This is a genomic window from Janthinobacterium aquaticum, assembly GCF_009208565.1.
Classification (GTDB): domain Bacteria; phylum Pseudomonadota; class Gammaproteobacteria; order Burkholderiales; family Burkholderiaceae_D; genus Janthinobacterium.
On sequence record NZ_WFLK01000022.1, the window covers coordinates 1 to 23,329 of the forward strand.

The 23,329-nt window shown below is 62.4% G+C and carries 25 protein-coding genes; 7 read left to right on the forward strand and 18 right to left on the reverse strand.

Annotated features, from left to right (window positions below; genetic code table 11):
• Together GCM43_RS24695 and GCM43_RS24700 are read right to left on the reverse strand one after the other, a co-directional pair.
• Window positions 1-928: ExeA family protein (locus GCM43_RS24695; RefSeq protein ID WP_152248529.1), on the reverse strand; the 928-nt coding region annotated here is incomplete at its 3' end.
• A 52-nt stretch (window positions 929-980) separates the two neighbouring features.
• A complete protein-coding gene (locus GCM43_RS24700; RefSeq protein WP_152248530.1) occupies window positions 981-1,460 on the reverse strand; it encodes a hypothetical protein in 480 nt (159 codons plus the stop codon).
• A gap of 261 nt (window positions 1,461-1,721) precedes the next feature.
• On the opposite strand from GCM43_RS24700, the gene GCM43_RS24705 reads away from it, so the two are divergent.
• Complete coding sequence (locus GCM43_RS24705) at window positions 1,722-1,949, forward strand: hypothetical protein (RefSeq protein ID WP_152248531.1); 228 nt, start codon at window positions 1,722-1,724, stop codon at window positions 1,947-1,949.
• A 22-nt stretch (window positions 1,950-1,971) separates the two neighbouring features.
• On the opposite strand, the gene GCM43_RS24710 is transcribed toward GCM43_RS24705, so the two are convergent.
• On the reverse strand, window positions 1,972-2,256 hold the full coding sequence (locus tag GCM43_RS24710) for a hypothetical protein (RefSeq protein ID WP_152248532.1): 285 nt from the start codon (window positions 2,254-2,256) through the stop codon (window positions 1,972-1,974).
• A 208-nt stretch (window positions 2,257-2,464) separates the two neighbouring features.
• On the opposite strand from GCM43_RS24710, the gene GCM43_RS24715 reads away from it, so the two are divergent.
• The 4 genes from GCM43_RS24715 (at window position 2,465) to GCM43_RS24730 (ending at window position 6,972) form a co-directional block, all read left to right on the forward strand.
• On the forward strand, window positions 2,465-3,349 hold the full coding sequence (locus GCM43_RS24715) for a glucosamine kinase nucleotide-binding domain-containing protein (RefSeq protein WP_152248533.1): 885 nt from the start codon (window positions 2,465-2,467) through the stop codon (window positions 3,347-3,349).
• Window positions 3,346-4,452 carry an N-acetylglucosamine-6-phosphate deacetylase gene (gene nagA, locus GCM43_RS24720; RefSeq protein ID WP_152248534.1) on the forward strand — a complete coding sequence of 369 codons (1,107 nt, stop codon included), beginning with the start codon at window positions 3,346-3,348 and terminating at the stop codon, window positions 4,450-4,452. The genes GCM43_RS24715 and nagA overlap by 4 nt, the downstream gene beginning before the upstream one ends.
• Window positions 4,445-5,455, forward strand: coding sequence for an SIS domain-containing protein (locus GCM43_RS24725; protein ID WP_193315741.1), 1,011 nt, complete (start codon window positions 4,445-4,447; stop codon window positions 5,453-5,455). The genes nagA and GCM43_RS24725 overlap by 8 nt, the downstream gene beginning before the upstream one ends.
• 203 nt (window positions 5,456-5,658) lie before the next feature.
• Window positions 5,659-6,972, forward strand: a complete 1,314-nt coding sequence (locus GCM43_RS24730; RefSeq protein ID WP_152248535.1) for a tetratricopeptide repeat protein — start codon at window positions 5,659-5,661, stop codon at window positions 6,970-6,972.
• Between the two features lie 71 nt (window positions 6,973-7,043).
• Here GCM43_RS24730 and GCM43_RS24735 read toward each other — a convergent pair whose 3' ends face one another.
• The 9 genes from GCM43_RS24735 to rpsP all read right to left on the reverse strand — a co-directional run bounded on the left by GCM43_RS24735 (window position 7,044) and on the right by rpsP (window position 13,959).
• On the reverse strand, window positions 7,044-8,510 hold the full coding sequence (locus GCM43_RS24735; protein ID WP_152248536.1) for a nitrilase-related carbon-nitrogen hydrolase: 1,467 nt from the start codon (window positions 8,508-8,510) through the stop codon (window positions 7,044-7,046).
• Window positions 8,511-8,512: 2 nt separating this feature from the next.
• Window positions 8,513-9,331, reverse strand: coding sequence for an AraC family transcriptional regulator (locus GCM43_RS24740; RefSeq protein ID WP_152248537.1), 819 nt, complete (start codon window positions 9,329-9,331; stop codon window positions 8,513-8,515).
• Window positions 9,332-9,449: 118 nt separating this feature from the next.
• On the reverse strand, window positions 9,450-9,785 hold the full coding sequence (locus GCM43_RS24745; RefSeq protein ID WP_152248538.1) for a DUF3579 domain-containing protein: 336 nt from the start codon (window positions 9,783-9,785) through the stop codon (window positions 9,450-9,452).
• Between the two features lie 188 nt (window positions 9,786-9,973).
• Window positions 9,974-10,933 carry a CobD/CbiB family protein gene (locus GCM43_RS24750; RefSeq protein WP_152248539.1) on the reverse strand — a complete coding sequence of 320 codons (960 nt, stop codon included), beginning with the start codon at window positions 10,931-10,933 and terminating at the stop codon, window positions 9,974-9,976.
• A gap of 149 nt (window positions 10,934-11,082) precedes the next feature.
• On the reverse strand, window positions 11,083-11,742 hold the full coding sequence (locus GCM43_RS24755; RefSeq protein ID WP_152248540.1) for a CoA pyrophosphatase: 660 nt from the start codon (window positions 11,740-11,742) through the stop codon (window positions 11,083-11,085).
• Between the two features lie 81 nt (window positions 11,743-11,823).
• The gene (gene rplS, locus GCM43_RS24760) at window positions 11,824-12,207 is read right to left on the reverse strand and encodes a 50S ribosomal protein L19 (protein ID WP_152248541.1); all 384 of its coding nucleotides are present in this window, start codon (window positions 12,205-12,207) and stop codon (window positions 11,824-11,826) included.
• A 130-nt stretch (window positions 12,208-12,337) separates the two neighbouring features.
• A complete protein-coding gene (trmD, locus tag GCM43_RS24765; protein ID WP_152248542.1) occupies window positions 12,338-13,084 on the reverse strand; it encodes a tRNA (guanosine(37)-N1)-methyltransferase TrmD in 747 nt (248 codons plus the stop codon).
• 50 nt (window positions 13,085-13,134) lie between these two features.
• Complete coding sequence (rimM, locus tag GCM43_RS24770) at window positions 13,135-13,668, reverse strand: ribosome maturation factor RimM (protein ID WP_193315742.1); 534 nt, start codon at window positions 13,666-13,668, stop codon at window positions 13,135-13,137.
• Between the two features lie 39 nt (window positions 13,669-13,707).
• Complete coding sequence (gene rpsP / locus GCM43_RS24775) at window positions 13,708-13,959, reverse strand: 30S ribosomal protein S16 (protein WP_076567307.1); 252 nt, start codon at window positions 13,957-13,959, stop codon at window positions 13,708-13,710.
• A 261-nt stretch (window positions 13,960-14,220) separates the two neighbouring features.
• On the opposite strand from rpsP, the gene GCM43_RS24780 reads away from it, so the two are divergent.
• Window positions 14,221-14,655: an NINE protein gene (locus tag GCM43_RS24780; RefSeq protein ID WP_152248543.1), complete on the forward strand. Its 435-nt coding sequence runs from the start codon at window positions 14,221-14,223 to the stop codon at window positions 14,653-14,655.
• Window positions 14,656-14,747: 92 nt separating this feature from the next.
• Window positions 14,748-15,371, forward strand: coding sequence for a glycine zipper 2TM domain-containing protein (locus GCM43_RS24785; RefSeq protein WP_152248544.1), 624 nt, complete (start codon window positions 14,748-14,750; stop codon window positions 15,369-15,371).
• A 171-nt stretch (window positions 15,372-15,542) separates the two neighbouring features.
• Here the strand turns inward: GCM43_RS24785 and GCM43_RS24790 are convergent, their stop codons facing one another.
• From GCM43_RS24790 to GCM43_RS24815, 6 genes are all read right to left on the reverse strand, one after another.
• Complete coding sequence (locus tag GCM43_RS24790) at window positions 15,543-17,333, reverse strand: acyl-CoA dehydrogenase (RefSeq protein ID WP_152248545.1); 1,791 nt, start codon at window positions 17,331-17,333, stop codon at window positions 15,543-15,545.
• A 91-nt stretch (window positions 17,334-17,424) separates the two neighbouring features.
• Window positions 17,425-18,357, reverse strand: a complete 933-nt coding sequence (locus GCM43_RS24795) for an electron transfer flavoprotein subunit alpha/FixB family protein (protein ID WP_152248546.1) — start codon at window positions 18,355-18,357, stop codon at window positions 17,425-17,427.
• A 40-nt stretch (window positions 18,358-18,397) separates the two neighbouring features.
• Window positions 18,398-19,147 carry an electron transfer flavoprotein subunit beta/FixA family protein gene (locus GCM43_RS24800; protein WP_152248547.1) on the reverse strand — a complete coding sequence of 250 codons (750 nt, stop codon included), beginning with the start codon at window positions 19,145-19,147 and terminating at the stop codon, window positions 18,398-18,400.
• 265 nt (window positions 19,148-19,412) lie between these two features.
• Complete coding sequence (locus tag GCM43_RS24805; protein WP_152248575.1) at window positions 19,413-19,640, reverse strand: sulfurtransferase TusA family protein; 228 nt, start codon at window positions 19,638-19,640, stop codon at window positions 19,413-19,415.
• 233 nt (window positions 19,641-19,873) lie between these two features.
• The gene (gene alaS, locus GCM43_RS24810; protein ID WP_152248548.1) at window positions 19,874-22,486 is read right to left on the reverse strand and encodes an alanine--tRNA ligase; all 2,613 of its coding nucleotides are present in this window, start codon (window positions 22,484-22,486) and stop codon (window positions 19,874-19,876) included.
• Between the two features lie 350 nt (window positions 22,487-22,836).
• Window positions 22,837-23,262: a Fur family transcriptional regulator gene (locus tag GCM43_RS24815; protein WP_152248549.1), complete on the reverse strand. Its 426-nt coding sequence runs from the start codon at window positions 23,260-23,262 to the stop codon at window positions 22,837-22,839.
• Window positions 23,263-23,329 lie beyond the last annotated feature (67 nt).

A 23,329-nucleotide genomic window follows, 5' to 3' on the forward strand; every position in this document is an offset into this window, starting at 1 on the left:
CCGGTGCCAGCGCCGGCAGGAAATGCCAGGCCAGCGCCCCGGTCACGGCCGCGCCGGCCAGCACGCCGCCGGTCACCTGCAGCCAGCGCAGGCGCCCTGGCGTGGCCGCCGGCCCTTCTTCGGCAAAGACTTCGGCGGCAGCCTTGTGCAAAATCTTGCGCGTGACCTGCGGCTGGTTTTCCACATACGCGCCCAGCAGGGCGCGGTCGCACAGCAGGTTGATGCGACGCGGCACGCCATGGCTGAGCTTGTGGATCTGCGCCATCAGGCGCGGCGCAAACGGCGCGCGGGCGGTGCTGCCGGCCACGGCCAGCCGGTGTGCAACATAACTGGCTGTCTCGTCGGCCGAAAGCGAGCCCAGGTGATAGCGGGCAATCACGCGCTGCGCCAGTTGCTCCAGTTCCGGCCTGGCCAGCATGGCGCGCAGTTCCGGCTGGCCGATCAGGATAATCTGCAGCAGCTTGCGTTCGCTCGTTTCCAAGTTGGTCAACAGGCGCAGCTGCTCGAGCACCGCTGCCGACAGGTTTTGCGCCTCGTCGATAATAAGCACATTGTTGCGGCCCTGCGCATGGCTGGCCAGCAAATGGCGGTTGATGGCGTCCACATAGCCCTTGACGCTGGCCACGCCCTGTTCGGGCGCGATATGAAACTCTTCGCAGATCGACTGCAGCAACTCCTCCACCGACAGCTTGGGATTGAAGATATAGCCGAGCTGGCAGTTTTCCGGAATCTGTTCCATGAAGCAGCGGCAGACGGTGGTCTTGCCGGCACCGATCTCGCCTGTCAGCAACACAAAGCCGCCGCCGCTGCCTATCCCATAAAGCAAATGGGCCAGCGCCTCGCGATGGCGTTCGCTCATGAACAGATAGCGGGGATCGGGGGCGATGGAAAAAGGCGACTGCTTGAGCTGGAAGTAATGCGTGTACATGGAGACCCTGCAGATGGGACGATCAAAATGGCCTGCTGCCAGCAAGCAAGCTTCAGCGCGTCTGCGCCGGCGGCAAAGGCTTGAAGCGGGCGCAATAGACTTTCGCCTTGTCGCGGAAGTAGACGATTTTACTGCCAGGCACGGAATTGCGGACAGGAAATGCTGAATTATCGGCTTTGGTATAGCGCAAACCGGCTGCAGCGCGGATGGCCGGCTCCAGTTTTTCCGGCGTGGAGTCGGCCACCACGCCCATGAAGACCAGGTCGGTAGTGTCGTCACTGACGATCACATCGGTAATGGGCGCGCCCCACAGCACGGCATCGGTGCGGAACCAGTAAGCGCCACCCTCATGCTTATAGGCCGGGCCGAACGAAGAGAGCAGATAGGCATAGAAGGACTTGTTTTCTATCTGGTCCAGGCACAGCACGGCGTTGCCCACCACCTGGCCGAAGGTCGACGGCGGCGGCTTTTGCTGCGCCAACGCAAGTGCCGGCGCCAGCGCCAGCCAAGCGACCATCGTGATCTTCTTCATGGACTACTCCTTCAGGAACGCTGCCACGGCCATTATGACACTGCCCTGTAAAAAATCCATGCCAGCCCTCTGCGCCGATATTAGTAGAAAATAATTGATTATAAAAATGCAAATAATTAATATCAAAAATATATTTCTATCCAGCACAACCTATGGTCTAATGCCTGCAGTTTGCAAAATTATATTCCAGTAGCCTCGGGAGCAACTATTCTTTCCCTGCACTCACGGCTAGAGTTTCCATAGAAAATGAAAAACCTGCTTTTGACGAGCGCACTTCTGTCGGTATTGATCACCAGTGATGTCGTTACCGCCCGCACGCAAGCCGCGCCGTCCATCGCTGTGGTGCCGGCGGCACCGGCAGGCGCGTCGGCGCGCGAACCTGAGCCTGGCCTGAATGAGCCAGCGCCGCATGTGCTGCTGGCGGTGGCTGTCGGCCTGCTGTTGCTGCGCGTGGGCAGCGGCCAGCGCAGCGAGAAATTCAACCACTGAAACGCTCGCGCCAGCCGTCAACTCAATGCAGGCACAGACGCCGGCGGGTTTTTTCCAGCAACACCGTATCATACGGATGCAGGTTTTCCATAAACAGCATTTCGGCTTCGGCCTCGTCTTCCAGGCAAATCTCGAGCATGACCGGGCCATCGCTTTCGCGGCCCAAGAAATCTTTCGGCCAGCGATTCTTGCGATTGGTGCGCATCAGTTCCGCGCCCAGCGCCGCCAGCGGCGCCGATACGCCGGCCTCGAGCGCTTCGCGCTGCCACTCGTCCCAATAGGCGCTGTTACCTGTCTTGTCGTTCATCTTGCATGTCCCATCGTGTAAAAGGCGGACTGTACTCCGCTTGACGGCGCTTGCCAAGCTTACTATTAAGCAACACCAACCACCAACTGGTGCTGAAGTTGTTAATACCAATCAAATACCTGTTGACAAGCGTTTCGGCAGCACCCTATAGTCGCTTCACCTTTTCTGCGGCGTTTTCCTTATTTATTTTCCTTATTTATCCTCCCCTATGATCGCATACCATATCGGCGTCGACGGCGGCGGCAGCGGCACGCGCGTGCGCCTGGAACAGGCCGGCGGGCAATTGCTGGCACAGGCACAAGGCGGCCCGTCGGGCCTGGCGCACGGCGTCGGGCCCGCCTGGGACACCATCAACAGCCTGGTGGCGCAAGCCTTCGGCGAGGCCGGCCTGGCGCAGCCGCCACTGGCGCAACTGGCGCTGGGACTGGGACTGGCCGGCGTGCACAATCAGCAGTGGGCCGACAGTTTTGTCAGCCATGATCCCGGTTACGGCGCACTGGCGCTGGCGTCCGACGCCCTGACCACCATGCTGGGCGCGCATGGCGGCAGGCCTGGCGCCATTATTGCCATCGGCACCGGCAGCGTGGGCGAGGTGCTGCAGGCCGACGGGACGCGGCGCGAAGTGGGCGGCTGGGGTTTTCCGTCCGGCGACGAGGCGGGCGGCGCCTGGATGGGCCTGCGCGCCATCGCCCACGCGCAGCAGGTGATGGACGGCCGCCTGGCCGGTGGCGCCTTTGCCACCGCCGTGATCAAAGCCTGCGGCGGCCAGCGCCACGCGGTGCAGGACTGGCTGGCGGCAGCCACCCAGACCACCTACGCCACGCTGGCGCCGCTGGTACTGCAGCATGCCGGCAGCGATGCGGCGGCCCGCGCCATCGCGCAGGAGGCAGGCCGGCAGATTGCACTGATGGCCAGCGCCCTGGACCCGGCCGGCACCCTGTCGCTGGCCCTGTGCGGCGGCCTGGCCGCGCCGCTGTCGCCCTATTTGCCGGCCGAACTGCTGCAGCGCGTGCTGCCGGCGCAAGGCGATTCGGCCAGCGGCGCGCTGCACCTGCTGCGCCAGCAACTGTCCTTACAGAAGGAGAACACATGACACTCCGTGGCAATATCCTCACGCCTGGCGGCTGGCTGCACGGCGCGCTGGCCTGCAATGAGCGCATCACCGCCATCGACGGCGCACCGGTCGATCCGGCCAGCAATGGCGACGACTATATCCTGCCCGGTTTTATCGACCTGCATGTGCACGGCGGCGGCGGCCAGGATGTGATGCAGGGCGGCGACGCGGTGCAAGCAATTGCCGCCATTCACGCGCGCCACGGCACCACCAGCCTGCTGGCCACCACCATGACGGCGCCGCCAGCCGATATCGACACGGCCCTCCTCGCCATCGGCAAGGCAGTGCGCGAACGGCGCCCGCACGCAGCGCGCGTGCTGGGCGCGCACCTGGAAGGTCCGTACATCAACGCCAGCAAGCTTGGCGCCCAGCCCGACTTTGCGCGCGCGGCCAGCCTGGCCGAGATCGAGCGGCTGCAGGCGATCGCGCCGCTGCGCGTGATCACGGTGGCGCCGGAGCTTCCCGGCCACCTGGAACTGGTGCGCGCGCTGGCCGAACGCGGCGTGCGCGTGCAGATCGGCCATACCTCGGGCAGCTACGACGACGGCGTGGCCGCGCTCGAGCACGGCGCGGCCGGCTTCACCCATCTGTTCAACGCCATGAGCGGCCTGCACCATCGCGAACCGGGCATGGCCGGAGCTGCGCTGGCGCACGCGCAGTACGCCGAGCTGATTCCGGACCTGCTGCACGTGCATCCGGGCGCCATCAAGGTGGCGCTGCGCGCCATTCCCCACCTGTACTGCGTGACCGACTCGACCGCCGCCACCGGCATGCCGGACGGCCAGTACATGCTGGGACGCCAGGTGGTGCACAAATGCCTGGGCGGCGTACGCCTGCCCGACGGCACCCTGGCCGGCAGCACCCTGACGCTCGACCAGGCGCTGCGCAACCTGGTCGGCCTGGGACTGGACCTGGCTGACGCCTCGCGGCGCGTCTCGACCAACGCTGCCGACTACCTGGGCCTGCCCGAGCGCGGCCGCCTGGCCGTCGGCGCTTGGGCCGACCTGGTGGTGCTGGACCGCAATCTGCAACTGAAAACCGTTTACATCGAAGGAGAGCGCCTTGACCTCGCTGATGCTTGAAGAAGCCCTGTCTGCCGCCGACTGCGTGGCGCAGCAACTGGCCAACGACGGCGACCGTTACGCCGAACTGGGCCGCAAACTGCGCAGTACAGCGTTTTCCAGCGCACTGACGATCGCGCGCGGCAGCTCCGATCACGCCTGCAACTATGTCGCCTACCTGATCATGGCGCGCCTGGGCCGGGTGGTGGCGTCGCTGCCGATGTCGCTGGTCACGCTCAACAAGTCGCCACTGGCCACGCGCAACACGCTGGCCATCGCCATCTCGCAATCTGGCCAGAGCCCTGATGTGGTCGAGCCGATCCGCTATTTCCGCGACGGCGGCGCCACCACCGTGGCGCTGGTCAATGATATCGATTCACCGCTGGCCCATGCCGCAGAATGGGCCATGCCGCTGCGCGCCGGCCCGGAGCACAGCGTGGCGGCCACCAAGAGCTTTATCGCCAGCCTGGTGGCCGGCGCCCGCATGGTGGCGCAGTGGCAGAACGATCCCGAACTGCAAGGCGCGCTGCAAGATCTGCCGGGGGCACTGTACCAGGCCGGCGCCATCGACTGGTCGCCGGCCATCGAGGTGCTGGCGCCAGCCCGCAATATCATGGTGGTCGGGCGCGGCATCGGCTTTCCGGTGGCGCTGGAGGCGGCCTTGAAGTTCAAGGAGACCTCGGCGCTGCAGGCCGAGGCGTTCAGCGGCGCGGAAATCCGCCATGGCCCGATGGCGCTGATCGAAGAAGGCTATCCGCTGCTGATCTTTGCCACCCGCGGCCCGTCCCAGGCCGGCCTGCTGCAACTGGCCGACGACATGCGCGGGCGCGGCGCGCGCGTGCTGCTGGCCGCCCCGCACGACGTTGCCTCGCGCGACCTGACGCTGCCGGTGGCCGGCACGCCGGATCTGGACCCGATCGTGGCGATCCAGTCCTTTTATGTGATGGCGGCGCAGCTGGCGGCGGCGCGCGGCATGAATCCCGATGCACCGCGCCATTTAAGCAAGGTCACCCGCACCAGTTGAAGCGGCCGGCGCCGCGCACGCCAGACGCCCGCCTGCGCCGGTTTATGTGACAATAGCCGCTTAGCCATTCGGCCCGGCTGTGACTTGCGGGGCTGGAAATGGCAAAATACGCCTTTTGCATGCTCCCGCCCCAGCGACGCCGCGCACGACGCGGCCTGCGCCGATGCGGGAGCGTCCCTTTGTTATTAATTGAAGGATCGACCATGTCCCAATTCCGCCTTGCCCGTCTCAGCGTGCTGATCGCCGCCATCGGCTTCAATATGCTGCCTGCGCTGTCGCACGCCCAGGAAGCTCAGCCAGCCGCCGCCGGCGCGCCAGCCGCTGCACCGGCCGACACCGTGCGCCCGGAGATCTTCAAGCTGCTCGAGCCGGCTGCCGTCAAAGCGTCGATGGACGCCAAGAACTACGCCGACGTGCAAAGCCGCATCGACCAAGCCGCCGCCATCCCTGCCCTGACGCCGTATGAGACCTTCGTTCTCAACCGCCTGCGCGTGGCGCTGGCCTCGACCACCAACAATGCGCCGATGGCCATGACGGCGCTCGAAGCGGTAATCGAGTCGGGCAAGCTGGACAAGAAATCGCAGGGCGACTTTATCCAGGCGCTGGCCAACTACCACTACAACGCCAAGGACTACGCCAACGCCATCAAATGGTTTACCCGCTACCAGACCGAAACCGGCGATATTGCCACTGTGCGTCCTTACATTATCCGCGCCTACTACTTCAATAACGATTTCGCGCGCGCCAAGCAGGAACTGCTGGCCGATCTGGCGGCCAAGCAGCAAGCCGGCCAGACGCCGACCCTTGAAGAACTGCAGTTGCTGGCCAATACCGGCTCGAAGAGCAAGGACCCGACCACCTACCTGACGGCGATGGAAAACCTGGTGCGCTACTACCCGTCAGACGACTACTGGACCGACCTGCTGGGCCGCGTGCAAGGCAAGGCCGGCTATTCGGACCGCTTTGCGCTCGATGTGTTGCGCCTGCAATTCAAGGCCGTCTCGACCATGCCGCCGCAGGACTACAGCGACATGGCGGAAATCGCACTGCAGAACGCCTTCCCGACCGAAGCGAAAAAAGTGCTGGACGCCGGCTTTGCCAAGGGCGTGCTCGGTACCGGCGGCAACGCCGCCAAACACAAGAAGCTGCGTGACCAGGCCAACAAGGCAGCGGCCGACGACGCCAAAAACATCGCCAGCGGCGAAGCGGCCGCCAACAAGAGCAAGGATGGTACCGGCCTGGTCAACCTGGGCTACGCCTTCGTGACGATGGACCAGTTCGACAAAGGTATCGACCTGATCCAGAAAGGCATCGCCAAAGGCGGCCTGAAGCGCCCTGAAGACGCCAAGCTGCGCCTCGGCTACTCGCTGGCCATGGCCGGCAAGAAAGACGAAGCCATCAAGGTGCTGGAATCGGTCAAGGGCGGCGAAGGTGTGAGCGACCTGGCGCGCTACTGGATCTTCTGGCTGAACCGCCCTGCTACTGCAGCGGCAGCGCCGGCAGCAGCTGCACAGTAAGCTGCCCCCGGCAGCCTGAATGAAATGGCCCCGTACAACCGGGGCCATTTTTTTGGCGCGAGGATAAGGCGCTATGGCTGCCGGCGCAACCTGGCATGCAGCAATAGCGCCAGCAGCAACGCGCTGGCTGCCACGCACAGCCAGCCGAACAGCGGCCCTAGCCACCGTGCCCAGGGCGCCGCCGCCGTCCTGCCGGGCATCGGCGCCAGCAGCGTGCTGCCAGGCAGGCTGCTGCTGGCGCGCTCGGCCAGCACGCGGCCATAGGCGTCGCTAACCGTCAGCAGCCCCTTGCGCGAGGCGCGCACCACGCCGTAGCCATTTTCCACGCCGCGTACCAGCGTCATGCGCGCCCCCATCCAGGCGTCGAGACCGAAATCCCAGGCCGGCACCAGCATTGCCTGCGCGCCAGCGGCGCCGTAGGCATGGCCGAAGGCGGCAAAATGCATATCCTTGCAGACGGCCAGGCCCATGGACTGGCCTGCCACCGACTGCAGCTGATAGGCGCTGCCGGCAAGAAAGTCGCGCTCGGGCGGCGCCAGGTGGTGTTTCTGGTAGCTCACGGACGGCGCGCCATCGGGACTGAACAGTAAAGCCAGATTACGCCTGCCCTGCTGGTCCTGCACGGCAATGCCCAGCGCGATCCAGATTCCCAGACGCTGCGCCAGCGCGCCAAACCGCTGTTGCAGCGCTACGGCGGCGTCGGGCGATAGCGTGGCAATCTTTTCCGGCAGCAGCACGACCGTGGCGCCCTGCCCGGCAAGTTGCGCCACCTGCTGTGCATAGCGATCCCATACCGCCTGCGCCAGTGCCGGCGGCATCTGCGGCGCCAAAAAATCATCGATTACAGCCAGGCCGACCAGCGCACCGGGCGCTGCTGCCGGCGTCGCCTGCAGGCGATACGCACCGCCAGCCCACGCCAGGGCCAGCAGCGCCGCCGTGGCGATGGCAGCGGGCGCATGTTGGCGGCCGCCCGCCAGCAGCAGAGCCAGGGCCGATGGCACCAGGCAGACCAGAAACAGCAGGCCGGGCACGCCAGCGAACGCCACAACCTGCAGCAGCGGCAGCTGATCGGCCTGCGAATAAGCAAGACTACCCCAGTTGCCATCTGGCAGCAGGCTGGCCATCAGGGTATCGATGGCCACCCACAGCAGCGGATAGGTCAGCACGCACCAGTTGCTGCGGTAGCGCAACACCACGCGGCGCGTCAACAGCAGCACCAATACCCACAGCAGCGCCTTGAACGCCAGTGCGGCCAGCACAGCCGTCAACGGCATCAGCAGACTCATGTAGGCCAGATTCGACGACAGGCCCACGGCCGCCGCCAGTGCACCGGTCCCGGCTGCATCGCGGCGCGAGGAACGCAGTACCAGCCACAGCACGGGAACCGGTGCGCACCAGACCAGCCAAGGCACCGGTTGCGGCCCAAGCATCAAGTACAGCGGCACGCCAGCGGCAATCGCGGCGACCAGCTGCAGCAGGCGCCGGGAATGCGTGGCAGCGTTGGCAAACAGCGGCGTAACAGGCAGGGTAGCGGACATCGTCAGGCTTTCACGGGCAGCCAGATCTGCACCCCGCCGGCGCCGCTGGCAGGGTCGAAATGCTGGTCATAGCGTTCAAAATCGGGGGCATCGACCACCTGCAGGCCGGACTGCGGCAGCCAGTCATTCCAGATAGTGTGCCAGGTCGCGCGGATGGTGGAAATATGACCGCGGTGCAGGAACACCGCATAGCGCTGCGGCGCCAGTGCCAGCCGTACCCAGCCGGCGGGCAAGGACCGGGCATCGGTCAGTTCCACCGCGCACAGATAATCGAAATGGCCGGCGCCATCATAATGACTGCACACGCCATAGCGCACCGGCCAGTCGATGGCGTCTGGCAAAAAGCGCTGCCACAGGGCCGGGATGCCGGCGCAGCTGCGGCGATGGTAGCGCTGGCGCAAACCTGCCAGCTGCAAGGCGGGCGCCTGCATGAAGCGCGTCGTCTCCAGCGCGATGTCCAGGGTCTTGTCAAAGCGGATGGCGGTGGTCAGCGCCAGCTCGCTGGTGTCGCCCTGCGCGCGCACGGTTTCGGGGGTGATGCTGAACTGGGCGCAGAAGGCGCGCGTAAAAGCCTCGTGCGAACCGTAGCCGGCTTCCAGGGCCACGGCAAGGATGTCGTGTGCCCCATGCGCCAGCGCCTGGGCGGCAATCGACAGGCGGCGTGCGCGCACATAGCGCATCACGGACTGGCCGGTACAGCGGGAAAAAGCGCGCGTAAGGTGATAGGGCGAGGCGCCGCCGGCATGGGCAATCTCGGCAAGCGACAGATTGCGCGCATGGTGCGCTTCAATAAACCACAATGTTTTGGCCAGGTAGCTCATGCGATTTCCAGGACAGGGAATCGCGACTGTAGCATTGACCAGCCAGGCTGGCTTGATCGTTTTTGCGCAATATCAAACTTGCGGTGCGGCCAGCTTGCACAAACAAGACAAACGGGAACTAGCTGCCGTCCTTGGGTGGAACAAAGCAAGCTTCGACGATCTGCAGGTCGTTGTCCTTGGCAAATTCGCGCACGAAGTGATAGGCCATCGGTTCGATTTCACGCAGCTTGACGTTGACCACCACCGATTTGACGCCATTGACGATGGTCGGACGCACGTATGGGGAATACTGCAGGTGCGCATTGCGCCCGCCGCCTTCGGGATTGAAACAGGACATCACTCCGCACAGGCGTTCGGCCCAATCACTGGGGCGAAATTGCTTGCCATTGCTGGTGAGACCAAGAATAAAGAACTCGCTTGAGAGTTCTCCGTTGTTTTGAGATAACTCGGCCATGTGGCTTGTCGGGACTGGATTGCGTGAATGGCCCCGGCGGGTAGGCCGGGCTGGTAGCTCAACTGCGAACTGGTACGACGGTGTACAGGTATTATATCTTATAGAAGAGTTGGCTTCTAGCCTGATGTGTTCTCCGCCCAAGCAAAGGGCCGGAACGTTGCCGTGCCAGCCCTCGCTATCAATCTGTTCTAGCCAAGAAACATGGCGCCCGACATCAGCAACAACAGCAGCATCCACAGCAGCAGGGCGCGCCAGACCAGGCCGACCGTGCTCTGCAGGGCGCGCGTGCCAGGCTCGTCGCCAGGCAGGACATCCCCTTCGCTGTCACTCTCATCGACGGCCATGTCGGGTGTGACGAGCACGCGCGCGGCCGTCTCGGCCGGCGTACCCAGGCGCACACCCATGGCGCCGCCTCCAGCGGTCAGGATAATGCCGATCGCCTCGTCCTGCCAGCGATGGGCAAAGTTGCGCCAGGCATAGATCGCGTCTTCAAAGTTGCCGACCACGGCAAACGCCACTGCCGTCAGGCGCACGGGAATCCAGTCGATCCAGTAAAACGCGCGCGCGGCAAACTGGCCAAAGGCCTCGTTGCGCATATGTTCGGGTTCGTTCCAGGCACGCGCCAGGTATTCGGCCACCCGGTACATCACGGCGCAGGCAGGGCCGAGCGGCATCAGAAACCAGAAAAACACGCCGAAGACATTGCGATGGGTGGTGATCAAGGCCTTTTCAACGGCGATGCGCGAGATTTCCGTCGTCTCCATGCCGACCGTATCGAGCCGGGTCCATTCGGCCAGCAGCACACGCGCCTGCGCCTCGTCGCCGGCGCTCAGGGCCAGCTGGATCGAGGTGAAGTAATGGCTGTAGTGGCGAAAGCCCAGCGTCAGGTAGACGATCAGCACGTTCCAGACAAACACGCCCAGTGTCAGGTTGTAATACCTGAGCACCCAATGCACGCCCGCCGCCGGCACCATCAGCATGCCCATCATCAGGAACCACCCCATGCGGCCGTGGTTGGCGTGGCCGGCGTTGAACCAGGTCTCCATGCGCAGCGCCAGGCTCTTGATCTCGGCGTAGATGGGATTATCCGCGCGCAAGGGTTTGAGCTGCTCGATCAGGAGTGCGCAGAGTATGGAGAGAAATGTCATCGAACGTCCTTTTTGTTTTTTACAGCAATGCCACAATGCCCGCTACGATAACGCAGTGCCGTGCCGGAATCAAACTTATTAGAGCCGAAACCGATATTCGGACGCTGGCCGGCATCGCAGAACGCCCGACAAAACCGTCGCCAGCGGCACTATGCGCGCAGCAAATGGAACAGGTTCCTCAGCATGCCGGCAGTAGCGCCCCAAATGTAAAATCGCTCGTAAGGCATGGCATAAAACGAGCGCCGGCCGCCAGGCAGCTCCACCGACAGGCGCTGATGGTTCAGGCCATCCATCAGAAAAGCCAGCGGCACCTCGAATACTTCGGCCACCTCGCCAGGGTCGGCGCGCAAGGTGAATGGCGGCGTGACCAGCCCGACCACGGGCGTGACGCGGTAACCGGTACCGGTCAGGTAATCAGGCAGGCTGCCCAGCACTTCGATATGACTGCGCGGCAAGCCGACTTCTTCTTCGGTCTCGCGCAGGGCCGTATCGACCGACGACACGTCAAACGCTTCGCTGCGCCCGCCGGGAAAGCTGACCTGCCCGGCATGGCTGCTCAGGTGCGCGGTGCGCAGGGTCAGCAGTATCGTCAGGCCCTCGGGGCGCTGTACCAGCGGGATCAATACCGCGGCTGGTACCGGTTCAAGCCGGTCAGACAGGAAGTCGCGCGTGATTTCAGGCTGCCATTGCGGCGGGTTGGCCAGGCGCTGGCGCAGCCAGGCTGGCGTCAGGCGTTCGGCGTCGAGCGCCGCTTCGCCGGCAATCGCATCGACTGCCAGTTTGGTTGGATCAAAAGCCAGTGTCGCCATGCAAAAAACTCCAGTTTTTTGGCTGCACAAATAGAAAAGGGGCACCGCAAGGCACCCCTTTTTCCAAGGCAGACGCTGGTATTACGCGCTTGCTTTCGCCGCAACGCGACGATTTGGCAGTTTTTCTTTGATACGCGCCGATTTGCCCGAACGCTCACGCAGATAGTACAGTTTGGCACGACGAACGTCACCGCGGCGTTTCACTTCGATCGAAGCGATCAGCGGCGAGTACAGTTGGAACGTACGCTCAACGCCTTCGCCCGACGAGATTTTACGAACGATGAAGTTCGAGTTCAGGCCACGGTTACGACGCGAGATAACGACGCCTTCGTATGCCTGGGCGCGCTTGCGCGTACCTTCGACGACGTTGACGTTGACGATAACGGTATCGCCAGGTGCGAATTCAGGAATCGATTTACCCAGACGGGCGATCTCTTCTTGCTCTAATTGTTGAATCAGGTCCATTTTATCACTCCGAAAACCATCATGCCGGCGCACTTGTGGATAGCGTACTATCCGCCCGGTAGAGGATGGGTACTACATATGGGCAACACGCCCGGTACTACAACCTGCCTGCATGGCGTCTTGCGACGTCTTACAGGCTGGCCAAAAATTGTTCGTCGGCCTTGCTGAGCAAGCCGGCGCTGCGCGCGCTGAGCAACAGCTCGGGGCGCTTTCTGGCAGTGGCCTCCAGCATGCGCTGGCGGCGCCATTTGCCGATCTCGGCGTGGTTGCCACCCATCAACACTGGTGGCACCGGCACGCCTTCATATGTTTCAGGGCGCGTGTAGTGCGGCGAATCGAGCAGGCCGTTGACAAAGCTGTCTTCGATGGCCGACGCCTCGGTATTCAAGGCGCCAGGCAACAGCCGGATCACCGCATCCATCAGCGCCATGGCCGGCAATTCGCCGCCGGACAACACAAAGTCGCCCACGCTGATTTCCTCGTCGACACAACGGTCGAGCAAGCGCTGGTCGACTGCTTCATAGCGGCCGCACAGAATCACCAGGCCGGGTTCGGCCTTCAACTGCGTGACACGCTCATGGGTCAGCGGACGGCCCTGCGGCGACATGAACACCACCCGCGGCGCGGCAAGACCAAGATCCTGCTGGCGCTGCCTGGCAGCATTGATGGTCGCTTCAAGCGGCTTGGCCAGCATCACCATGCCGGGGCCACCGCCATACGGGCGGTCATCCACGGTACGGTGATTGTCGGTGGTGAAATCACGCGGATTCCACAGCGACAAGCCCCATTTTTTCTGTTCGTAGGCACGCCGTGTCACGCCCGACTGGGTCAGCGCGGCAAACATTTCCGGGAACAGGGTTACGACATCAAACTGCATCGCCACTCCCGTTCCAGAACATTGCGCGGCGCCGGTTGCGCGTGCACAGCTTAATAATCAAGGCCCCAATCCACCGTGATCTTGCCGCCAGCCTTGTCCACATTGATGACAAACTGGCCGACAAACGGGATCAGGCGCTCAGGCGCCTTGTCAGCGGATTCATCAGGATTGGCGACAGGAGCGATACGCAATATCGATTGCGGACCATTGCTCATCATGTCGGTCACTTGCCCGAGATTCTCGCCTTGCAAATTCTCTACATTGAGTCCGATCAGGTCGGACCAATAAAATTCATCGGCCGGCAGTGCCGGGAAATGGCTACGCGGAATTTGTACGGACACGCCCTTGAGCGCCTCTGCAGCATCCCGCCCTACCACACCCACCAGCTGGGCCACGACGTCGCCGCCGTGCAGCTTTGCCTGCCTGACGTCAACGTCATGCAGGGTCGGCTTGTCGAACCACCAGGTTTTAACTTTCAACAATGCATCCGCGTCGTCGGAGAAAGGAGTAATCCTGACCCCGCCCGCAATGCCATAGGCGCCGGAGACATAGCCTACCTGAACCAGGTCATCGGGGACTTTCACCCCGGATGCAGTCTTGACCGTCAAACCAGTGTTCAAGAATTAAGCTGCTGCTTTGCCGTTGCTGGCAACCAGACGAGCAACGGTTGGCGACAGTTGTGCGCCAACGCCTTGCCAGTAGGCCAGACGGTCTGCGGTAATACGCAGTGGAACTTCGCCACCTTGCGCCATCGGATTGTAGAAACCGATACGCTCAATGAAGCGACCATCGCGGCGATTGCGCGAATCGGTTGCAACGATGTTGAAGAACGGGCGCTTCTTGGCGCCTCCACGAGCTAAACGAATAACGACCATAATAATTCCAAAAAGTGTGCTGAGGCGGAAAAAGCCGCAAATTATAGCGCGCTTTACCGCCATGCAGCAAGCGTTATGATGACGGGCGTGTAAATTGGGCTAATCAAACATTATGACCAGACATCGCCAAAGACGCAATAGTTACGTGCTTTTCAGCTGGTTTTTCAGGCCATCCTGGCGTGGCAAAACGACAGGAAACGCTTTTATTACAAGCGACAATGGCCGATACTGGCTTCTTTATGATCGAGCAAGGTTGTCGCCATGAATACTGTCGCCCTGAACCCGCCTGCCCACCGCAACAAGGCGTTTGCCACCCTGCTGGCGTTTGTACTGGGCATGCTTGGCGTCCACCGCTTTTATCTGCACGGCGCACGCGACCGCTGGGGCTGGCTGCATCTGGCCGCCCTGCCCGCCAGCGCGCTGCTGCGCCTGGCATGGCCGCAGGCGGACTGGTTTTACCAGCTGCTGCCCTTGATCGTGTCTGCACTGGCAGGTTTTCTGGAAGCGCTGGTGCTGGGCCTGGCGCCGGACGAGAAATGGGACGCACGCCATAACGCTGCATCTGGCCGCCAGTCCGACACCGGCTGGCCGCTGGCGGTGATACTGGTCGCTACCGTCATGATTGGCGCAGGCGTGCTGATCGCCACCATGGCGCGCCTGTTCGACCTGCTCTATACGGGCGGCGCCTACGGCTGAGCACACCTGCGCACGGCTGTGTTGGCAGGCAATCATGCTTTTCACTATACTGGCTTTAACACCAGCGTCGCTGGGAGCTCAAGGAGAAGATCATGATTCGTCGCCCGCTTATTATTGCCGCTGCCATGGCCAGCCTGTTCAGCGCACCGGCTTTTGCCCAGAACCTGTCGCCCAAGGCGCAATACGCCTACGACACCAAACAAGCCAATACGCGCTATGCCGATGACAAACGTCTGTGCGCAGAAGAAACCTCGTCCAAGGCCCGCATGCAGTGCCTGCGCGACGCCAAGAGCGAATTCGATCAAGCCATCATCAACGCCAAGGCCGCGCAAAAGGCCGGCAACTCTTACGCCAGCCAGCCATCGAAACCCCAGGCGCAGATCTGCGCCGACTGCGGCAAGGTAGTCGCTGTCAATGTGACGGAAAAAGCCGGTGAAGGCGGCGCGCTGGGCATGATCGGCGGCGGCGTGGCCGGCGCCCTGCTGGGCCGTCAGGTCGGCAGCGGCCGCGGCAAAGACTTGGCCACGCTGGCCGGCGCCGCCGGCGGCGCGTATGCCGGCAAGCAGGTTGAAGGCCACGTAAAGAACTCGAAAGTGTGGACCGTCACGGTGCAATACGAAACCGGCGCCCGCGCCGACTTCGCGTTCGACCAGGATCCTGGCCTGCAGTCCGGTGATCTGGTGCGCAATTCGGGCAACGGCATCGCACGCCGATAAAGCAAGGGGCGTAGGTCGGATTAGGCCCCGAAGGGGCCGTAATCCGACAATACCGCAGACGTCAACAATGTTGTCGGATTACGGCCTGCGGCCTAATCCGACCTACCCTCGCATCAGGTCAGACGGGGTCGCCGAGACGGGGTCGCCGAGACCCGGTGGGTTCGGGCCGGCTTAAAACTGCTCTTCAGACAGCGCCATCACCCCTGCTGCGCCATCGATAATGGTGGCGCGCAGGCCTGGCGCCTGCGACAGGATATGGTCGGCAAAGAAACGTGCCGTGCTGATCTTGGCTTTGTAGAAGCTGTCATCGCCAGCGCCCTCGCCCAGTTTTTGCTGCGCCACGATGGCCGCGCGCGCCATCTGCCAGCCGCCCAGCACGATGCCGGCCAGCTTCAGGTACGGCACGCTGCCGGCAAACACCGCCTTGATGTCGCTTTTCACATTGGCCAGCACATACTCGACCACCGCTTCGAGCGCTGCACTGCCTTCGGCCAGATGGCGCTGCATGGCCTGGAAATCGGCGCCGGTCAGTTCACCGAGCTGCGCTTCGGTAGCGCGCACCTGGGCGATAATCGATTTTGCCACCGCGCCACCGTCACGCACCGTTTTGCGGCCCACCAGGTCGTTGGCCTGGATGGCGGTGGTGCCTTCATAGATGGTGAGGATCTTGGCGTCGCGGTAGTGCTGGGCGGCGCCGGTTTCTTCGATAAAGCCCATGCCGCCATGCACCTGTACGCCATCGCGCGCCACGTCCTGCGACATTTCGGTGGCCCAGCCCTTGATGATGGGCACCAGGTATTCATAGGTGGCCAGGCTGTCGGCGCGCACCTCGGCGTCGACATGGTGGTGCGCCACGTCGCTGATGGCCGCCCCCACGTAAGCGAGCGCGCGCGCCGCCTCCGTCTGCGAGCGCATCGACATCAGCATGCGGCGCACGTCCGGGTGGTGGATGATCGATACCGGGCCAGCCGAGCCGGCCAGGTCGCGCGACTGCACGCGGTCCTTGGCAAACGCCACGGCCTGCTGATAGGCGCGCTCGGCCAGGCCTATGCCCTGCAGCCCCACGCCAAAGCGCGCCGCATTCATCATGATGAACATGTATTCGAGGCCACGGTTTTCCTCGCCCACCAGCGTACCGATGGCGCCGCCATGGTCGCCGAACTGCAGCACCGCCGTCGGGCTGGCCTTGATACCCAGCTTGTGCTCGATCGACACGCAATGCGCATCGTTGCGCTCGCCCAGGCTGCCATCGGCATTGACCAGGAACTTCGGTACGATAAACAGCGAAATGCCTTTCACGCCGGCCGGTGCATCGGGCGTACGCGCCAGCACCAGGTGCACGATGTTCTCGCTCAGGTCATGTTCGCCATAGGTAATGAAAATCTTGGTGCCGAACACTTTGTAGGTGCCATCGCCCTGCGGCACGGCGCGCGTGCGCACGGCGGCCAGGTCGGAGCCGGCCTGCGGCTCGGTCAGGTTCATGGTGCCGGTCCACTTGCCCGACACCAGGTTTTCCAGATAAGTGGCTTTCTGCGCGTCGCTGCCGGCCGTCAGCAGCGCTTCGATGGCGCCGTCCGACAGCAGTGCGACCAGCGCAAACGAGATACTGGCCGAATTGAGCATTTCAATGCAGGGCGTCGCCAGCAGTTTGGGCAAACCCTGGCCGCCAAATTCGCTCGGGTGCTGCACGCCCTGCCAGCCCGCTTCGCCATAGGCCTTGAAGGCTTCCTTGAAGCCTTTCGAGGTGGTGACCTGGCCGTCATGCCAGTAGCTGGGCTCCTTGTCGCTGGGGCCGTTCAGGGGCGCTACCACCGCGCTGCAGAACTTGGCGTTTTCCTCCAGTACCGCCTCGGCCGTATCGGGCGTGGCGTCCTCGCAGCCGGGCAAGGTATGGATTTCGGCCAGGCCGGCCAGTTCGTTCATGACGAACAACATGTCTTTCAGCGGGGCTTGATAGCTCATCTTATCTCCAAGAAAAAAGCCACGCGCGGCTCGCCGTGGAGGGCGGGCCGGCGTGGCTTTGCAATATACAAAACCGTTTTACGGGATGGACTTAACCGAGTTCTTTGACCAGTGCAGGCACCACTTCGAACAGGTCGCCCACGATGCCGTAGTCAGCCACGGCAAAGATCGGCGCTTCCGGATCCTTGTTGATGGCCACGATGGTCTTCGAGTCCTTCATGCCGGCCAGATGCTGGATCGCGCCCGAAATACCGACGGCAATATACAGCGATGGCGCAACGATCTTGCCGGTCTGGCCCACTTGCCAGTCGTTCGGCACGAAGCCGGCGTCGACCGCTGCGCGCGAAGCCCCCATGGCAGCGCCCAGCTTGTCGGCCAGCGGCTCGAGAATCTGGAAGTTTTCTGCCGAACCGAGGCCACGGCCGCCGGAAACGATGATTTTGGCAGCGGTCAGCTCAGGACGGTCCGACTTGGCCAGCTCACGGCCGACAAAAGCCGACTTGCCCACGTCGCCCACGGCGGTGATGGTGTCGGTGGCAGCCGAACCACCGGTAGCGGCGGCAGCGTCAAAACCGGTGGTGCGCACGGTGATGACCTTGACTTTGTCGCTTGATTGCACGGTGGCAATCGCGTTACCGGCGTAGATCGGGCGCTCGAAGGTATCCGGGGAGTCGACCTTGGTGATTTCCGAGATCTGCGCCACGTCCAGCTTGGCAGCCACGCGTGGCAGGATGTTCTTGCCGTAGGCGGTGGCTGGCGCCAGGATATGACTGTAGTCGCCGGCAATGGCCAGCACCTGCTCGGCCACGTTTTCGGCCAGGCCGTCGGCAAAGTAAGCGGCGTCGGCCACGATGACCTTGGCTACGCCGGCGATCTGCGCAGCCGCTGCTGCGGCGGCCGAGGCGTTCGAGCCGGCAACCAGTACGTGCACGTCGCCACCGCACTGGGCAGCAGCGGTCACGGTATGGTGGGTGCTGCCCTTCAGGCTAGCGTTGTCGTGTTCAGCAATAACTAATGCGACCATGATGTTTCCTGTAAATGTTCTGGATAGACGGCAACGCCGCTTAAATGACTTTGGCTTCGGTGCGCAGCTTGGCGACCAGCGTGGCCACGTCCGGCACCTTGATGCCGGCCGAGCGCTTGGCAGGTTCAGCCACTTTCAGCGTTTTCAGGCGCGGCGTCACGTCCACGCCCAGGTCTTCCGGCTTGACGGTTTCCAGCGGCTTTTTCTTGGCTTTCATGATGTTCGGCAGCGTGACGTAGCGCGGCTCGTTCAGGCGCAGGTCGGTAGTGACGATGGCAGGCAGCGTCAGGGCCAGCGTTTCCAGGCCGCCATCGACTTCGCGCGTGACGGTCACTTTGCCGTCTTCCAGCACCACTTTCGAGGCAAACGTGGCTTGCGGCCAACCGAGCAGCGCCGCCAGCATCTGGCCGGTCTGGTTGCTGTCGTCGTCGATGGCCTGCTTGCCCAGGATAATCAGTTGTGGCTGTTCTTTTTCAGCCAGCGACTTGACCAGCTTGGCCACGGCCAGCGGTTCGAGTTCGGTGGTCGTTTCAACCAGGATGCCGCGGTCGGCGCCGATGGCCATGGCGGTGCGCAGGGTTTCCTGGCATTGGGTCACGCCGCAGGAGATGGCCACCACTTCAGTCACCTTGCCAGCCTCTTTCAGGCGCATGGCTTCTTCCAGTGCGATCTCGTCAAAAGGGTTCATGGACATTTTGACGTTGGCGGTATCGACGCCAGTGCCGTCGCTCTTGACGCGTACTTTGACGTTATAGTCGACCACGCGTTTGACGGGTACCAAGACTTTCATAGCTATGCCTTTGGGAAATTATAAAAATGACGGTTCTAGTGCGTTCGATTATAAGAGAAATTCGCGCCACGAACCGAATTTAAGCACGATCGTGCGATTTTTAGTTAGAGCAAATCGTCTAAATAACATCGAGCCGCAATCAAGGGAGAAAATACAGCGGGAGAAAATACCGGGAATAGCGCTACGCTGCATGGCAGCAAATGGACGCCGGAAGAGACCATTTGCCAGCTGGCCAGCCCCCTGGCGGGGCGCCGGCCGGCCGCGATTATTTGCGTTGCATCAGGAAAACGAATTCGGTGCCGGTCTGCACATGCGCCAGCAGCGCATTGCCCGTCTGTTTGGCAAAAGCCTGGAAGTCGCGCACGGAACCGGGGTCGGTTGCCATAATGCGCAGCACCTCACCGCTTTGCAACTCGGCCAGCGCTTTCTTTGCCTTCAGGATCGGCAAAGGGCAATTCAAGCCGCGCGCATCGAGTTCCTTGTTAAATTCCATGATCTCGGTATCAAGTAGTGTGTCGCTCATCAATATCCTGCCAATGTTTTGTTTACTGATTTTCGACATACTACTCCAATTCACGCCCATTGACGCGCTGCACCAAAATAGTTCGCAGGCTGTTGTCAGACCACAACGAGCTGCCAGACGGTAAAACGGCCCGCCAGACGAGCCGGCGAGCCGTTCAATACGCGCTGCGGGGCGCGGGTGCCGCATGGATGCTGGCGCCGGTCTTACTTGACGCGCTCGCCCACCCAGGCCGGCACGCCAGCCAGTGCTGCCGGCAGGCCGGTCGCGTCGGTACCGCCGGCCTGCGCCATATCGGGGCGTCCGCCGCCTTTGCCGCCCACTTGTTGTGCAACGAAGTTGACCAGCTCGCCCGCTTTCACGCGCGAGGTGGCGTCAGCGGTCACGCCGGCAATCAGGCTGACCTTGCCGTCGGTAACGCTGGCCAGCACGATGGCGGCCGTTTTCAGCTTGTCTTTCAGCTTGTCCATGGTCTCGCGCAGGCGCGCCACGTCAGCGCCTTCGAGCGTTGCCGCCAGCACCTTGACGCCGTTGACGTCGACCGCCTGCGTGACCAGCTCATCGCCCTGGCCCGAGGCCAGTTTCGATTTCAGCGCCGCCAGTTCTTTTTCCAGCGCCTTGACGTGATCCTGTACCTGGCCGATACGCGCCGTCAGCTCTTCCGGCTGCGCTTTCAGGGCGGCAGCAGCGTCGAGCAGGCGACGGTTGATCGTCTGCACCAGTTGCAGTGCGCCTTCGCCGGTCACCGCTTCGACGCGGCGGATGCCTGCTGCCACGCCGCTTTCAGCGGTGATCTTGAACAGGCCGATATCGCCGGTGCGCTGCACGTGCACGCCGCCGCACAGCTCTTTCGAGCTGCCGATATCGAGCACGCGCACTTCGTCGCCATATTTCTCGCCGAACAGCGCCATCGCGCCATGCTTGACGGCGTCGTCAAACGACATGTGATGCGACTGCGTCGGATGGTTTTCCAGGATCTCTTTGTTGACGATGGTTTCCACCGCAGCGATCTGCTCGACCGTCATCGGCGCGTGATGGCTGAAGTCGAAACGCGTCTTGTCCGGATCGACCAGCGAACCTTTTTGCGCCACGTGGCTGCCCAGCACTTCGCGCAGCGCCTTGTGCATCAAATGGGTGGCCGAGTGGTTGCGGATGGTGCGGCCGCGCTTGGCCTGGTCCACGTCAGCGGTCACGGTGTCGCCCACTTTGAGCACACCGCTGGCGATCACGCCATGGTGGCCAAACACATCGGCCTGGATTTTCAGCGTGTCGCTGACGGTAAAGGTGCCGGCTGGCGTGGCGATCACGCCCTGGTCGCCGACCTGGCCGCCCGATTCGGCGTAGAACGGCGTGGTGTCGAGCACCACGATGCCGCTCTGGCCGGCGCTCAGTTCCTGCACAGCGGTGCCGGCAGCGTACAGCGCGATGATCTTGCTGCCAAAGCTCAGCTGCTCGTAGCCGACGAACTTGTTCTTCTCGCCCGCGTATTCAACCTTGCTGTCCTTGTGGGTCTTGCCGCCCTTGCGCGACAGTTCCTGGCTTTCTTTCAGCGCTGCGTCGTAGCCGGCCTGGTCGAATGCAATATCGCGCTCGCGGCAGATATCGGCCGTCAGGTCTGGCGGGAAGCCATAGGTTTCATACAGCGTAAAGGCGGTGGCGCCGTCGATGCCCGAACCATCCCGAGCCAGCTGCGCTTCAAGCACTTTCATGCCCGTTTCCAGCGTTTCGCCAAAGCGCTCTTCTTCGGCCTTGAGCATATTGGCGACGTTGCCCTTGGCTTCTTCCAGTTCCGGGTAAGCGGCGCCCATCTCGATGGCCAGGTCGGCCACCAGCTTGTAGAAGAACGGCTTGGTCTGGCCCAGTTTGTGGCCATGGCGCAGCGCGCGGCGAATAATGCGACGCAGCACATAAGCGCGCCCTTCGCTGCCGGGAATCACGCCGTCGACGATCATGAAGGCCGCCGAGCGGATATGGTCGGCGATCACGCGCAGCGACTTGTTTTCCAGGTCGGTGGCGCCGGTTTCGCGCGCTGCCGCGCGGATCAGGTTCTGGAACAGGTCGATCTCGTAGTTCGAATGCACGTGCTGCAGCACGGCGGCCAGGCGCTCCATGCCCATGCCGGTATCGACGCATGGTTTTGGCAGCTTGTGCATCACGCCCGCTTCATCGCGGTTGAACTGCATGAATACCAGGTTCCAGATTTCAATAAAGCGGTCGCCGTCTTCGTCAGGCGAGCCAGGAGGGCCGCCAGGAATGTCAGCGCCGTGGTCGTAGAAGATTTCAGTGCACGGGCCGCATGGGCCGGTGTCGGCCATCTGCCAGAAATTGTCGGACGCGTAGCGCGAACCCTTGTTGTCACCGATGCGGATAATGCGCTCGACCGGCACGCCGATTTCCTTGGCCCAGATATCGTAGGCTTCGTCATCTTCGATATACACGGTGACGGTCAGCTTGTCGGCTGGCAGGCCGTACACGCGCGTCAGCAGTTCCCAGGCGTAATGAATCGCATCGCGCTTGAAGTAGTCGCCAAAGCTGAAGTTGCCCAGCATTTCAAAGAAGGTGTGGTGACGCGCGGTATAACCGACGTTTTCCAGGTCATTGTGCTTGCCGCCGGCGCGCACGCAGCGCTGCACGGACGTGGCACGCGAGTACGGGCGGCTGTCGGTGCCGGTAAACACGTCCTTGAACTGCACCATGCCGCTGTTCGTCAACAGCAAGGTCGGATCGTTGCCTGGCACCAGCGAACTGGAGCGGACGATGGAATGGCCCTTGGACTCGAAAAATTTGAGGAACTTGTCGCGGATTTCAGATGATTTCATGTTTTTTAGAAAAAGGTGGCGGCAGCTTTAAAGGATCGATTATACGTGATATGTCAAGCCGCAATTAGAGACGGCAAGGGGCGAGGCGCCGAAATAGTGCGTCAACCACAACGGCAAAACCACCAAGTGAGCGTCACAACGCCGCCAGCACACCAGTAAAAGGTGACAACACCGCAGGCGCCGGCACAGGAGCTCCGGGCCAAGCAAGGCTGAAAAATGTCGAGGGCAAGGCGCAGCGACGAAGACAGTACGCCAGTACGGCAAGGAGCTGCAACGCAGCCATCGGCATTTTCTCAGCCTCGCGTCTCCGGCCCGCCATTTTTCGCCTTGCGACTTTGAAAAAGCTTAATTTAGTTGTGATCGTGACCTGAACCACAGCCATGTGCGGCAGCAGGCGCAGCGCCTATGCATTCAGGGCAGCGCCCATACAGCGTCAGCTCATGCCGCTCCACCACAAACCCCTGCGGCGCCATACGCTTCAAGTCGCCCGGGCAATCATGGACATCAAATACGCGCTGACAGACAGTGCACTGGAAATGATGATGATGGTGATTGGCCACCGTATTGGACTCATAGCGCGGGTTTTCACCCGGCAGCGTAACCACATGCACTTTTTCCTCGCTGACCAGCGACTTGAGGTTGCGATAGACAGTGGCAATACCGAGCTGGGCCACCTGCAAGCTGGCCTGTTCGAGGATTTCCTGGGCCGACAGCGGGCGCTGCGCCGTTTCAATGGCAGCCTGGATGGCGGTTTTTTGACGTGTTGTGCGTTCCATGCCGACAGAATACACCATCGCTCTGGCAATCATCTCAACAATGCAACACCGAATAATGATAATGCGT

What these genes read in the sequence shown, in the direction of transcription:
- GCM43_RS24735 (WP_152248536.1), bottom strand. Translation starts at nt 8,510, where the DNA reads ATGTCCGCTACCCTGCCTGTTACGCCGCTGTTTGCCAACGCTGCCACG.
- GCM43_RS24725 (WP_193315741.1), top strand. Translation starts at nt 4,445, where the DNA reads ATGCTTGAAGAAGCCCTGTCTGCCGCCGACTGCGTGGCGCAGCAACTG.
- GCM43_RS24790 (WP_152248545.1), bottom strand. Translation starts at nt 17,333, where the DNA reads ATGAGCTATCAAGCCCCGCTGAAAGACATGTTGTTCGTCATGAACGAA.
- GCM43_RS24755 (WP_152248540.1), bottom strand. Translation starts at nt 11,742, where the DNA reads ATGGCGACACTGGCTTTTGATCCAACCAAACTGGCAGTCGATGCGATT.
- trmD (WP_152248542.1), bottom strand. Translation starts at nt 13,084, where the DNA reads ATGCAGTTTGATGTCGTAACCCTGTTCCCGGAAATGTTTGCCGCGCTG.
- GCM43_RS24700 (WP_152248530.1), bottom strand. Translation starts at nt 1,460, where the DNA reads ATGAAGAAGATCACGATGGTCGCTTGGCTGGCGCTGGCGCCGGCACTT.
- GCM43_RS24815 (WP_152248549.1), bottom strand. Translation starts at nt 23,262, where the DNA reads ATGGAACGCACAACACGTCAAAAAACCGCCATCCAGGCTGCCATTGAA.
- GCM43_RS24745 (WP_152248538.1), bottom strand. Translation starts at nt 9,785, where the DNA reads ATGGCCGAGTTATCTCAAAACAACGGAGAACTCTCAAGCGAGTTCTTT.
- alaS (WP_152248548.1), bottom strand. Translation starts at nt 22,486, where the DNA reads ATGAAATCATCTGAAATCCGCGACAAGTTCCTCAAATTTTTCGAGTCC.
- GCM43_RS24715 (WP_152248533.1), top strand. Translation starts at nt 2,465, where the DNA reads ATGATCGCATACCATATCGGCGTCGACGGCGGCGGCAGCGGCACGCGC.
- GCM43_RS24780 (WP_152248543.1), top strand. Translation starts at nt 14,221, where the DNA reads ATGAATACTGTCGCCCTGAACCCGCCTGCCCACCGCAACAAGGCGTTT.
- GCM43_RS24730 (WP_152248535.1), top strand. Translation starts at nt 5,659, where the DNA reads ATGTCCCAATTCCGCCTTGCCCGTCTCAGCGTGCTGATCGCCGCCATC.
- rpsP (WP_076567307.1), bottom strand. Translation starts at nt 13,959, where the DNA reads ATGGTCGTTATTCGTTTAGCTCGTGGAGGCGCCAAGAAGCGCCCGTTC.
- GCM43_RS24750 (WP_152248539.1), bottom strand. Translation starts at nt 10,933, where the DNA reads ATGACATTTCTCTCCATACTCTGCGCACTCCTGATCGAGCAGCTCAAA.
- GCM43_RS24795 (WP_152248546.1), bottom strand. Translation starts at nt 18,357, where the DNA reads ATGGTCGCATTAGTTATTGCTGAACACGACAACGCTAGCCTGAAGGGC.
- GCM43_RS24800 (WP_152248547.1), bottom strand. Translation starts at nt 19,147, where the DNA reads ATGAAAGTCTTGGTACCCGTCAAACGCGTGGTCGACTATAACGTCAAA.
- GCM43_RS24740 (WP_152248537.1), bottom strand. Translation starts at nt 9,331, where the DNA reads ATGAGCTACCTGGCCAAAACATTGTGGTTTATTGAAGCGCACCATGCG.
- nagA (WP_152248534.1), top strand. Translation starts at nt 3,346, where the DNA reads ATGACACTCCGTGGCAATATCCTCACGCCTGGCGGCTGGCTGCACGGC.
- GCM43_RS24710 (WP_152248532.1), bottom strand. Translation starts at nt 2,256, where the DNA reads ATGAACGACAAGACAGGTAACAGCGCCTATTGGGACGAGTGGCAGCGC.
- rplS (WP_152248541.1), bottom strand. Translation starts at nt 12,207, where the DNA reads ATGGACCTGATTCAACAATTAGAGCAAGAAGAGATCGCCCGTCTGGGT.
- GCM43_RS24785 (WP_152248544.1), top strand. Translation starts at nt 14,748, where the DNA reads ATGATTCGTCGCCCGCTTATTATTGCCGCTGCCATGGCCAGCCTGTTC.
- GCM43_RS24805 (WP_152248575.1), bottom strand. Translation starts at nt 19,640, where the DNA reads ATGGAATTTAACAAGGAACTCGATGCGCGCGGCTTGAATTGCCCTTTG.